Genomic DNA, 11,614 nt, shown 5'->3' on the forward strand with positions numbered 1-11,614 from the left:
CTATGGTAGTACTAGTTATTTTGCTTTGGCTCATGGCATTGGTCTTAATCGCTGTTTATCCATATAGTGAGACGACACGGTGGGCTGCTTCGATCGGGTTTGGTGGGGGGGCTGGTGGCTTGGCCAGTGTATTAGGAGCAGGCACAGATCGGCCAAGCTATATTCTTATTGCCGATAGTATTTTGAGCTCGGTGGGTCACTTTTGGACACCGGTAGCTGTTTTAATGTTTGCGCTTATATATAGTGACATATTTCAAAACCAAAAAATGAAAAAAATATGGACCATTCTTTTTTTAATGCCTGCTATAAGTATGTTATTCTCAACCGAAATTTATCCTGATTTTTTACTGAATCATCAATTTTTTGCCGTGTGGGTTACCCCCTATGTTTTAGTTTGCAACGGTCTGCTTGTATATACTGCATGGAAAGAAACGAGGCTATCGATTAAAAAACAAAAAATATTAACAGCTATTATTATCGTTCCCATTCTTTCTTTTGCACTTGTAACAAACATTCTTTTAGAAGCTATGAATATTTCGGGTATGTGGCGATACAATACCTATATTATTGGATTTCAGTTCATATTGTTTTGTGTATTTGTTGTTAAATACGGATTTCTTGGTGTTCAAGTGCAATTTGTGCAGCAGTCGCGCAGCGTGCAAGCACAGAAATCCGGTACATCGTTATTTAATCACGCAATTAAAAATGAAGTAAGTAAATTGGATTTAATGGTCAAACAATTTAATCAGGATTTACTGTCGGAAAGTCAGCGAGAAAACCTCCACATGATGCAGCAAACCACCCAGCATTTGCGTGAACTATCGCAAAGAGTACAAAGCAAATTAGATACTATTGAACTACGTCGAGAGAATTTCGATCCGCATTTGTTAATAAAAGCTGCTCAAAAAGAACTTTTGTTAGCAGACGACAATATCGAGATCCATACTCACATTCGTTCTAAACATTCGTTTTATGGCGATCCTATTCATATTCAGGAAGTCATTAATAATATTATTAAGAATGCCAAAGAAGCACTGAGAGGAAATGGAGATATAAGTATCGATGTGTACGAGGCGAGAAAGTATATGGTGCTAGATATTACAGATAACGGTCCAGGTATGGATAAATTGGAAAGCCAGCGAGTAATGGATCCGTTCTATTCAAAAAAACAGCAGACGGAAAGCTATGGTTTAGGGCTAACTTATTGTTTCAATATTATGCAGCAGCATGGTGGAGACGTTACAGTTCAAAGTCAGAAAAACCGTGGGACTACCTTTTCGTTATGGTTTCCAAAGTCCAAATATGTCTGGTTTTCGCCTGGCACAAGTAGGAGGTATAGTAATGCCCCAAATACGGGTAGCTATCATTGAGGATGATTCTATATGGTCCACGTTGCTCTCGGAATATTTAGAACAGCAAGGCGGGATGCATGTCTCAGTGATAGCCAAGAGTTATGAAGAAGCATTGGCTATAGATATAAAACAAATAGATATTGCTTTAATTGATTTATCTTTAGACAAGGATCAAGAGGAATTACAAGGACTGAAACTTACGAAAGCATTTCAAGAACGATCGTTTAATCATGCAATCGTCCTAACATCATGGGACGATGAAGACACGATAGATGAAGCTTTCCAAGCAGGCGCGGTAAATTATATTACCAAAAATTCTTATGAAGACTTACCAATCATGATCCAAAGTGTTTATGCAGGCAAACCTCTCATTCACGGGGATGCAGCACAAACGTTATTGAAATCCTATCGTCAAGAAAAGGATATGCGTGATCTGACACCCCCAGAGAAGGAAGTTTATATTCTTCACAAGAAGGGATGTACAAAAAAGGATATTGCCCAAAAGCTTATTAAATCGCCTGAGACAATAAAAATGCAACTCCGAGAGGCAAAGAAAAAGGTTAAAAAAGCCAAAAACTTTTGATAATCTCAATACAGTGAGTAAGCGACTAGAACGAAAGGGAGGGTTAGTATTTTAACCCTCCCTTTCGTTTTTTCTTTTGATTAAAATAAATGTAGAAATGGAAAGAAAGGGTTTCAAAACCACAAATAAAAATAACTAAGATAATAATTTTTACGGATTTTCATATCGAGGTGAGGGAAATGAATCAAAAACAACAGAGAGTGTCCTCATGTGAGTTGGCTTTTCGAGCCAAATTTATCCGCACATTTGATGATGAATACTATGAACTAAAAGGCAGTATGGCAGTGGAACGAAAAGGGAAAGTCGCTCGATTAGCCGACATTTACTATCGAGTACGTTCTGCACAGAATCATCAGCGCTGTCAGATCGCCAAACGAAAAAAACCTGAGGAAGAGTTGATCTTACATCAATAGCACGTCTATAACTACATATTGCGTGTCCTTCTGATTTTCCGGCATGATCTTGAGGATATACGACTTCGATGCAGGTTTGCGAATTCCAGCCTAAAACTCGCCGCTACTTTGACGGCGTAAAATGTCGCTTTTCTTTCTGGTTCTTCGTGCATGCCTAAAACGTTGTGCATTGGGAAGCTACGGCTCCGGCTGTACGCATGTTTCCATAGGGTTCCCGCTTTCAGCCATAAAGTGGAAGTCCCCGAACACCGAACCAGAAGGAAGGGGGAAGTGTACAGGAAAGGATGTTTGTAATGCGAATGAAACGTCTGGCTCTTGTGCCGTTGCTTGGTTCTGTTCTCACGCTGTCGGCCTGCGGCGGTCCGGCCACGGAAGAAATCGAGGACTACGATCAGTTCATGGAAACGATCAATGCTGATGATTTCACCGGGTTTGCGATGTATATTTACAGCCCGGACGTGGACGAAGCCAAAGATAACGTGTTCCAGGCATTTGACGAAACCAGTGCCACGCTCACGTATACGAACGGGTGGGAGTATGACCAAGAAACGAAAGACCGGGCCAATGAAAACAGTGGAAAAATGGATTTAATTCATCCTAGTGATGATGTGGTGTACGTCGAGAACGGTGAAGTATTAGAAGAATTTGAGGTGGACGGGGACGACATTCAACGAGAAGAATACGAGGGTGAACTGCAAGCCTTTGTCGAAAAATACGCTGAATAAACGAGGTGTCTCCGTGGCAGGACGAAAGGAACAAAAACAGAAAAAAGATATTGCTCGAAAAATGATGGAAAAACAGAACGTGAACTACGAGGACTGGTTGCACGAACAGCACACCAAATACATTGACGATCATCTGTTGGATTTTGTCGGCTTGGACGAGGACAGTAACGAGAAAACGCCAGCCAACGAACCAACATCTTCACGCACCGAAGCATCCACCGAACGATACTAACACACTCTTAGGAGGGACAACGATGAAAGAACTAATGGCACAATCTTTGACCGTTGGGGCCGCAGGCGTTGACGGACTGGTATCGACCGGCGAACAAATTTTAAGCATGGCCCAAACAATGGGGCTGATTTGCGCGGCAATTGCGCTGTGTGTCGGCGGCTATTACTTGATTCTCGGCGGCGACCGTGGCCGGACCAAATCGGTCGGATGGTTTATCGGCGCAGCGGCCGGCCTTGTGATCGTGATGGGCGCTTACGGGCTGGCCCAAGCGATTGATTCCAATATATCCTTTTAACGACATCATATAATTATCTAGCATCGAAACAAGAGCCGTTCTGCGGCTCTTTTTTTCATGCTTTTTTTAAGGAGGACGAACCATGCTGCACGTGAATTTTACGCAAGGTAATCACCCGAAGATTCCTCGGCATCAACGGATGCCCTTCGATGAAGCCGTCAAACTCTCGCAGGAGATCGAAATGGACATGCGAGACCAGAACAAGACCATTCCGGCCTATTTCTACGTCTTGGACGATGATTTGAACGAAGAAATGTATGAAGGCCGGTTTACGTTTGGAAGCAAACAGGCCCCGAACCTGTTCATGCACATCAAAAAGAACCTGCCGAAGATTCGCACCAGCAAGGAAAAAGAACGGATACGGCTGGGTTTTCTGGAAGATATGGATGCATTGGTAGAAGAACAATACAAATTCGAGGAACAGATCAGCCCGAACGAGAACGTGGATGCCAACTATGTGTCCCGGTTGAAACGGTGGCAACGCAAAACGGTGTACGGCGTGGCGGCCTTTTTCGTTCTCACGTCTATTGGCCTGTTTTCCTTCTTTATTTTGCAATTATCCTCGGTCAGTGCGGAAATGCAGGAAGTCACGAACACGAAGGAAACGCAGGAAGCCAAAGTCAGCACCTATCAAGATGCGCTGATGGGGGATGAACAGGAATTGCTGGATTACTACAAGGATAAAGACCCGGCCGATCTTTCCACGCAGGAACGCAATATCTATGCCAGTTTTCTGGCCGACAAGGACCAGTTTCAACAGATGAACAAGCTGTTCGACAACAAAGCCACGGCCGTGGAATTTATTCGCTTGAACAAGAATACCGATACATTGAACGCCTATCACGATGCGTTTCCTACGGACGAAGGGGCGTTTGAACTGGCCTATCAGAACGGCAACTACGAGAAAGTGATTCAGACCGACAACGTAGACATGACGAACCGCCGAAGCGAAATGCTGGCAAAAGCCTATCTGCATCAAGACGATGTGGAAGGAGCTGAACAGGTCTATCAGAACCACCAGAATGATGCCGTTCGGGAAACCATCGACACGTATCAAGAAAATCAGTCCACGATAGATGATTTGAACAGTCAGATCGACGATCTGGACGAGGACGAGGATGCGGACAAGATCGAGGAATTGGAACAGGACAAAGAAGAAGCGCAACAGCAACAAGACGACCTTTAAAGGAGAGACAGGATGAAAATACTCAAAACAAAAAAAGCCCACGGCATTTTAGCCCTGCTCGGGGCATTGGTGTTTTTTCTATTATCCAATACGCTGATTAATTTTTGTATCACCAACGTTCGCAACCTGCTTCAAGGGCTTGGCAACCCGGACCCTCCCGGCGTGTCCTTTAACTTCTTAGGGTTACTATTCACGACCTCAGACATTCCGGCGCTTGGTTATTTGTTTCTATTTATCGCAACGCTGATCGTGGGCGGCATTTTCTATTACAAACTAAGGAGTAACTTTAAAGACCTTACCGAAGGGGATGCCAAAGGGTCCAGTCGCTTTACGACCTTGAAAGAGATTCAACAGCAGTACAAAGCGATTCCCGAAAAAGCAACGGAAGAAGAACAGCGCTTCCCCGGTGAAGGCGGCGTCCCGGTTTCTCGGGAAGGCAAGCAGATATACATTGATGATTCCAAAAGCAATAACTTATGGATAGGAACAACAAGAAGTGGTAAAGGCGAAATCGGTATGTTTCCGATGATCGACATTTACTCCCGGGCCGAACAGAAGGCGTCAATGGTTTTAAATGACCCCAAAGGCGAGTTATTGGCGGCATCAAAGGCAACGCTCGAACACCGGGGCTATCATGTGGAAGCCCTGAACTTGATCGAACCGGAAATCCGGTCCATGAGTTTTCAGATCCTCCGCATGGTGATTGACGCCTATGAGGAAGGCGATCTGGGGAAGGCTGAACAACATGCGAAGGCGATTGCTCACATGCTGTACTCGGACCCGGAAGCCAAAGATAAATTCTGGCAGGATTCGGCCAGTTCCTTATGCACAGCGCTAATTTTGGGGCTGTGCGAAAAGAACCTGCCGGACCACCCGGAAAAAATCACGATGTACTCCGTGGCGAACATCCTTAACGAACTGGCAAGCCAACAGACCGCCGATGAAAAAGGCAACACACGAACAGGACTGGACGACTTTTTTGACAGTCTGCCAGCAAGCCATCCGGCCAAACTCCAGTATGCCACGGTGAAATTCGCAAGTGGGGCAGGCCAGACGGTCGCTGGGATTTATGCCAATGCGTTTGATAAGTTGAGCATTTTCACGCTCACGCCGATTGCGAAAATGACCTCGCACCATTCCTTTGATATGCGAAAGGTCGGGTTTGGCAAGCACATCACGGGCATTGCATCGGCGCAGGGCGAAGTCACGGCCACGTTCCCGGAAGGAACGGAACGAACCCGGGCGAACACGAATGGCCTGTTTAAGTTCAGTCATGACCGATCACTGGAAAAAGGCCAGACCGTGACCTTTCACGATCATAAGAAAGACACAACCCTCACGGTGATGGTGGAAGCCATTAACGAAGAAACCGGAACAGTTACGTACAAGGTCCAGAACGAACCACAAGAGGTGATTACGCTCCGGGAATTTGAACACTTCACGAAGCCCACGGCCGTCTTTCTATTAACCCCGGATGATGATACGTCCCTGCATGTGATTGCGTCCCTTTACGTCAAGCAGCTGTACACCGAACTGGCGAAAACGTCGTACTTCACGCCGGGACGGAAATGTATTCGGCAAGTCGTCTTTATTTTAGATGAATTTGGGAACATGCCCGCGATCTCGGACATGGGCAACATGATTACGGTCAGTCTCGGCCGCCGGATTCACTTTAATCTGGTCGTGCAGGACCTTTCGCAGATCAAGCACAAATACGACAAGGAAGCCGACAACATTATTGGCAACTGTGCCAATAAAATGTATCTGCTTTCTACGGACTATGAAACGAACGAGGAATTTTCCAAACTGCTGGGCGAAAAGACAATCAGCTCCAACAGCCGGTCCGGGAGTACGCTTAGTACGGATAAAAACAAGACCGAAGGGACGGACGGCCGCCGCCTGCTCGATGCGTCCGAACTCGGACGATTGAAACCGGGCGAAATGGTGGTGTACCGGGGCATCAAACGGGAGGACTTGAACCGGGAAAACGTGACCCCGTACCCGATTTTCAACCACGGCAAGAGTCAAATGAAATTCCGGTATGAATATTTAAGTGACCAATTTAATACCGACACCGACCTGGAGGACATTAATATTACCTGTGACCATGCAGGGCTTGATCTGACAAAAGTGATTTACCGATTCGAGGAAGAAACCACCGATCACGGACCGGCCAATCAAGACGGGCCAAAGCAAGATCAACCCCAATCACCTTCTTCCAACGACCAACAAAAGGAAGGCGACAACAACCAACCGGCCGATAATAACGCACCGAAACAGGCCGTAGGCATCAGTGAGGATGCGGCGGCCTTTGAAAGCAAGCCCGTTCAAGAGGTGATAGATGCTACGCTCTTGCAGATATTAGACCAGCAAGTTCCTTTAGACGTGCATCAGATGAATGTGAGCGAGTGTGAGGCTTCATTAACCGAATGGAACGAAGCCGAATGGATACCCGAACGAATGATGACCCAAACGAAAGATGCTATTAAAAATGAACGCCGAAAGTATCAGAAATCCATCGACAAAGGGGAGAATGAACATGCCGAACCGATCTCTTCAACGACTGGCTGACGTCTTGCACCATTTTGAAGATATGAAGGTGGGGGGCGAACTGATTATCCGGCTCACGGATGGAACGGTCAAAGTCAAAGAAAAGAACGATGATTCCGGGAATGTGGACGTGCTCGTGGATGAATACGATTATGCGATCAACACCAGTGTGAACGAGTTTTTGACCTGCTAGACCGGGCCGAAAGGAGGGAACGCCGTGAACGATGAACAAATACTGGAATACCTTGAACGGTTTTCCGACGAATTAACGAAAGGCACGATCGTGATTGATCTGCTTCGCATGATGGCATGGATGTTTGTGAAAGGCATGGCGTGGATTGTTGATGCGTTCCAGAACATCACGGATTCGATGCTGGGACTGAAACTCTTATACGATAACCCGCAGATCACCGAATTTGTGAACACGATGCAACCCGTGTTGGTTATCCTCATGGCGATCAACCTCATGTTCATTGGCTATCTGCTTATCTTGAAACAGGACGCTGTGAACCGACCGGCCCTTGTCTCGAACGTATTCATGGCACTGGCGATCATGACCATTTTATCGGTCGGCATGAATCAGGCCAACGAATTTACCGATCAAGCCGTGGATGCGGTGAACTTTGAGAATGGGACCAACACCTTAGCCGATGATGCGATCAAGAACAACATTACCGATGTGGCGCTCTATGATCTACAAGGATGGGAAAGCACCGAATTGGAAGAAGAAAATCAGATCAATCCGTCCTACGCCCAAGACCTTACGATCAATGCGCCGCTGAATGAAGATACGCAGATCAATAGCGATGAAACCTTGAATGATAGAGGACAAGACATTGTCTCGAAAAAAATTCAGACGTTGCCAGACGGGACCCGGCAAGTCACCGACTTGGAGGACGGCGGCTGGATTTCCAACATTACGCAGGAATACTATTACCGCTATAACGTGGATTGGGTCCCTTTAATCGCAACGCTGACGGTCGTTGCCGCCGTGTTAGTGATTATTGGTGTCAAACTCGCCACGCTGTTTTTCAATCTGGCCTTTAACTATGTACTGGCTCCGCTCGTGGCGGCGTCCGACATGCACTCCGGCCAACGGATGAAACAGGTGGTCCAGAACATTATCAGTATTTTTATGGTCACGATCATGGTCTTTTTATCCCTAAAAATCTACATGATTGCGGCCGACATGCTGAACGACAGCACCGATGGACTGGTGTACGTGCTCGGCATGGTGGGCCTAAGTGTGGCCGTGTTAGACGGGCCAAACATTGTCGAACGGCTCTTTGGCCTAGACGCCGGGTTGAAATCCAGCTGGGGCGCTCTGGCTGGCACGTATGCGGCCGCTAAAGGCGCCGCCGGGGTAACGAAAGCCGGCATGAGTGGCGTGAGAAACATCAGCGACAACATGAGCAACAACAAGGAACCAAGCACCGGCGGCTCGGGCGGCTCGGGCGGCTCGGGCAATCCGAACACCGGCAACAGCCAGGACCGGGAGGACGTCTCCCAAGCCGCCGAAGGACAGGCCGGACAGAAAGGAACCGGCAATGTGGCAAACATGGCCGACTACCGGGGCAACAAATCCGGAACGGACAGCCAGAACAATGACACGGCCAACGAAAGCGTCACCGATCAAGGCGACACATCAACCGCCAACGGCTCGGCATCCTCGACCAACGGGGCATCGGCCGCTTCATCGGCCGATCAAACCGATAACCCAACGTCGGACCAAGAAGCGAACGACCAACCAAGTTCCATTCCATCTCTGCATGAGGAAATGGACGACGAACAGGCGAAAGCAACCGGGACGGACGGCCCGACCAAAGGCCAAACCAACCGGCAAGGAACCAACGCCAATGCCACGTCTCCGGCCAACGGGCAACGCCCTTCGTCAACGTCGGAAACCACGGCAAGCCCCGATACGGACGACACCCCGGCCACGGGCGATACTCCGGCATCGGTGGATGCCAACACCGACACGGGAGATACCGCCAGTGTTCAGCACATGAACGGCGAAAGCACCGGCTCGGCCGGAACGCACCGGGAGCAGGTGACGCAGGAAACCGATAGCAGCAGTACCCAAAACGTGGAACAGGACATGCAGACCGTACAGGGGCAACAGTCCGCATCGGGCGGCAACGTCCAAACCAACCAGTCCGGGGCGGCTGGCGCATCGGCTTCCACGGAAACATCGTCCACCGGGAACGCTCCGGCATCGGCCAGTGCTAATACAGATACCGGAGATACCGCAAGCGTTCAGCACATGAACGGCGAAACTACCGGCTCGGCCGGAACACATCGGGAAAGTGTCACGCAGGAAATGGACGGGACCAGTACCCAAAACGTGGAACAGGACGTCCAGACCGTACAGGGGCAACAGTCCGCATCGGGCGGCAACGTCCAGACGAACCAATCCGGCTCGGCATCCAACGCCGGAAGCCCGGAAACGCCGTCCACGGGCAACGCTCCGGCGTCGGCCAGTGCAAACGGCTCCGGCCAAGACACGGCAAGCGTTCAGCACATGAACGGCGAAACCACCGGCTCGGCCGGGACGCACCGGGAGCAGGTGACGCAGGAAGTAGACGGGCAACAAACCCAAAACGTGGAACAGGACGTCCAGACCGTTCAAGGGCAACAGTCCGCATCGGGCGGCAACGTCCAGACGAACCAATCCGGGGCGGCTTCCAACGCCGGAAGCCCGGAAACACCGTCCACGGGGAACGCTCCGGCATCAGCCAATGCGAACAGCTCCAGCCAAGACACCGCAAGCGTTCAGAACGTCAAAGGTGACAGTGCCGGAACGTCTGGAACCCACCGGGAACAGGTGACGCAGGAAGTAGACGGGCAACAAACCCAAAACGTGGAACAGGAGGTCCAAACGGCCACGAACCACCGGCAGGACGGCGGCCAAGTAAACACCACGTCTACGTCTGGCGGCGAAACCGGGGCCAACGAAGATCCATCACCGGCATCCTCGGCCGGACCGGGGCCAAGCGCACCGGCATCTTCGCCAAGGGACGCCGGAGGAAACAGCGTCCGGCAGGAACGCTCCACCGAACAGGGGAGCCGGGGAGGAACAAGCAAGGAAACCATTCATCAAGAACAACAGGTCAACCATCAGGGCAACGATACCGAACAGGACGTTCAGCAGTCGGTCACGCACCGGCAGACCGAAGGCCGGGTAAACCGCCGGGAACGAGTGACGGAACACCAAGAACCGATGAAACGGAACTATGATCTCGGGAAAACCACCCGGAAAACCGTCAAACGAAACAATAAAAAGAACTAGGCAGGGAGGGAGAACATGGCGTCGTACCGCATCCCCAAAGATATGAGTACCGAACTGAAAATCAACAAATGGATGTATCTGACGGATTTTCTTCTACTGATCGGGTTAATTCCCTTCACGATGGTCATGAGCAATCTGGTGCATGGCAATCTGATCTGGGGATTTTACGGCTTCATGGTACTGGTGGCTTTATTACTTGTGATACGGCCTACCAGTAACCCGAAACGCCGCATTTATCAAGCCGTGTACTATGCGATCATGCGCCGCAAAGACACGTACACGGCGATTGATTACTCCCCGGTGGAAGAAGCCGATGAGACGGAAAGGAGCGACAGCTAAATGGCACTGTTTAACGATCAGAAAGGCCGTTGGTTTGGCAAAAAGCCTAACGAAGGGACCGCCATCTTTGTGGAAAGCGATCAAGTCCAGAAGCGAAAAAAGGAAGCCAAGCCCAAAGTGAAATCCAGTTTTGCCGACATTACGCCCGTGATTGATCTCACGGGCAACGGCTTTCTGGAACTCCCGGACAACAAAGGCTATATGGATATGATGCAACTCGCATCCAGCGATATTTATTCGCTGAATGAAACCGATAAAACCAAAAAGATTTATCATTTTGCGACCTTCTTGCAGGGCTATAACCACGATTTTAAAATCATTCCGTTTGATTTTCCGGTGGATACGTCCTCCCAACAACGGCATATCCTTGAAAAAATGCAACAGGCCAAAAAGCCGCAGTACCGCCTATTTTTAGAAAAGAAACTCCAGGAACTTCAATTCATCGAACAACGCCGCACCAACCGGGAATTTTATTTGTTCTTATATGCCGATGATGAATACACGCTTCAATCCCGGCGCATGGAAGTGGAAGGGCACCTCCACGCCGTCTGCCCGGTGATTCCAATAACCGACGACAAGAAGATCAATATTCTCTACAAATTAAATAATATGAACTCCAAAAACCGGCACACGCACGAAAGGGGATAACA

12 protein-coding genes are annotated in these 11,614 nt (G+C 48.8%); all 12 read left to right on the top strand.

Annotated elements, in window-relative coordinates; all coding sequences use genetic code 11:
• Positions 1 to 2 precede the first annotated feature (2 nt).
• The 12 genes from CHL76_RS11985 (at position 3) to CHL76_RS12040 (ending at position 11,612) form a co-directional block, all read left to right on the top strand.
• Positions 3 to 1,370 carry a sensor histidine kinase gene (locus CHL76_RS11985; RefSeq protein WP_094908686.1) on the top strand — a complete coding sequence of 456 codons (1,368 nt, stop codon included), beginning with the start codon at positions 3 to 5 and terminating at the stop codon, positions 1,368 to 1,370.
• The gene (locus tag CHL76_RS11990; protein WP_158219173.1) at positions 1,342 to 1,935 is read left to right on the top strand and encodes a response regulator transcription factor; all 594 of its coding nucleotides are present in this window, start codon (positions 1,342 to 1,344) and stop codon (positions 1,933 to 1,935) included. The genes CHL76_RS11985 and CHL76_RS11990 overlap by 29 nt, the downstream gene beginning before the upstream one ends.
• A 179-nt stretch (positions 1,936 to 2,114) precedes the next feature.
• The gene (locus CHL76_RS11995; RefSeq protein WP_094908687.1) at positions 2,115 to 2,348 is read left to right on the top strand and encodes a hypothetical protein; all 234 of its coding nucleotides are present in this window, start codon (positions 2,115 to 2,117) and stop codon (positions 2,346 to 2,348) included.
• A 293-nt stretch (positions 2,349 to 2,641) separates the two neighbouring features.
• Entirely contained in the window at positions 2,642 to 3,073 is a 432-nt protein-coding gene (locus CHL76_RS12000) for a hypothetical protein (protein WP_143747457.1), read from the top strand.
• Positions 3,074 to 3,086: 13 nt separating this feature from the next.
• Positions 3,087 to 3,305, top strand: a complete 219-nt coding sequence (locus tag CHL76_RS12005) for a hypothetical protein (protein WP_094908689.1) — start codon at positions 3,087 to 3,089, stop codon at positions 3,303 to 3,305.
• A 22-nt stretch (positions 3,306 to 3,327) separates the two neighbouring features.
• Positions 3,328 to 3,600: a hypothetical protein gene (locus CHL76_RS12010; protein ID WP_094908690.1), complete on the top strand. Its 273-nt coding sequence runs from the start codon at positions 3,328 to 3,330 to the stop codon at positions 3,598 to 3,600.
• 181 nt (positions 3,601 to 3,781) lie between these two features.
• Entirely contained in the window at positions 3,782 to 4,786 is a 1,005-nt protein-coding gene (locus CHL76_RS12015) for a hypothetical protein (protein ID WP_143747458.1), read from the top strand.
• 12 nt (positions 4,787 to 4,798) lie between these two features.
• Complete coding sequence (locus CHL76_RS12020; protein WP_094908692.1) at positions 4,799 to 7,357, top strand: VirD4-like conjugal transfer protein, CD1115 family; 2,559 nt, start codon at positions 4,799 to 4,801, stop codon at positions 7,355 to 7,357.
• Positions 7,326 to 7,529: a hypothetical protein gene (locus CHL76_RS12025; protein ID WP_094908693.1), complete on the top strand. Its 204-nt coding sequence runs from the start codon at positions 7,326 to 7,328 to the stop codon at positions 7,527 to 7,529. The genes CHL76_RS12020 and CHL76_RS12025 overlap by 32 nt, the downstream gene beginning before the upstream one ends.
• A gap of 24 nt (positions 7,530 to 7,553) precedes the next feature.
• Positions 7,554 to 10,625, top strand: a complete 3,072-nt coding sequence (locus CHL76_RS12030; protein ID WP_094908694.1) for a pLS20_p028 family conjugation system transmembrane protein — start codon at positions 7,554 to 7,556, stop codon at positions 10,623 to 10,625.
• A 15-nt stretch (positions 10,626 to 10,640) separates the two neighbouring features.
• Positions 10,641 to 10,964, top strand: a complete 324-nt coding sequence (locus CHL76_RS12035; protein ID WP_094908695.1) for a DUF5592 family protein — start codon at positions 10,641 to 10,643, stop codon at positions 10,962 to 10,964.
• A complete protein-coding gene (locus CHL76_RS12040; protein WP_094908696.1) occupies positions 10,965 to 11,612 on the top strand; it encodes a hypothetical protein in 648 nt (215 codons plus the stop codon).
• Positions 11,613 to 11,614 lie beyond the last annotated feature (2 nt).

Origin of the sequence: Marinococcus halophilus (assembly GCF_002265875.1) — a bacterium.
Lineage (GTDB): Bacteria > Bacillota > Bacilli > Bacillales > Marinococcaceae > Marinococcus > Marinococcus halophilus.

Excerpts from the sequence above, each read along its gene's own strand:
- CHL76_RS11985 (WP_094908686.1), top strand. The coding sequence starts at position 3 with ATGGTAGTACTAGTTATTTTGCTTTGGCTCATGGCATTGGTCTTAATC.
- CHL76_RS11990 (WP_158219173.1), top strand. The coding sequence starts at position 1,342 with ATGCCCCAAATACGGGTAGCTATCATTGAGGATGATTCTATATGGTCC.
- CHL76_RS11995 (WP_094908687.1), top strand. The coding sequence starts at position 2,115 with ATGAATCAAAAACAACAGAGAGTGTCCTCATGTGAGTTGGCTTTTCGA.
- CHL76_RS12000 (WP_143747457.1), top strand. The coding sequence starts at position 2,642 with ATGCGAATGAAACGTCTGGCTCTTGTGCCGTTGCTTGGTTCTGTTCTC.
- CHL76_RS12010 (WP_094908690.1), top strand. The coding sequence starts at position 3,328 with ATGAAAGAACTAATGGCACAATCTTTGACCGTTGGGGCCGCAGGCGTT.
- CHL76_RS12015 (WP_143747458.1), top strand. The coding sequence starts at position 3,782 with ATGGACATGCGAGACCAGAACAAGACCATTCCGGCCTATTTCTACGTC.
- CHL76_RS12020 (WP_094908692.1), top strand. The coding sequence starts at position 4,799 with ATGAAAATACTCAAAACAAAAAAAGCCCACGGCATTTTAGCCCTGCTC.
- CHL76_RS12025 (WP_094908693.1), top strand. The coding sequence starts at position 7,326 with ATGCCGAACCGATCTCTTCAACGACTGGCTGACGTCTTGCACCATTTT.
- CHL76_RS12035 (WP_094908695.1), top strand. The coding sequence starts at position 10,641 with ATGGCGTCGTACCGCATCCCCAAAGATATGAGTACCGAACTGAAAATC.
- CHL76_RS12040 (WP_094908696.1), top strand. The coding sequence starts at position 10,965 with ATGGCACTGTTTAACGATCAGAAAGGCCGTTGGTTTGGCAAAAAGCCT.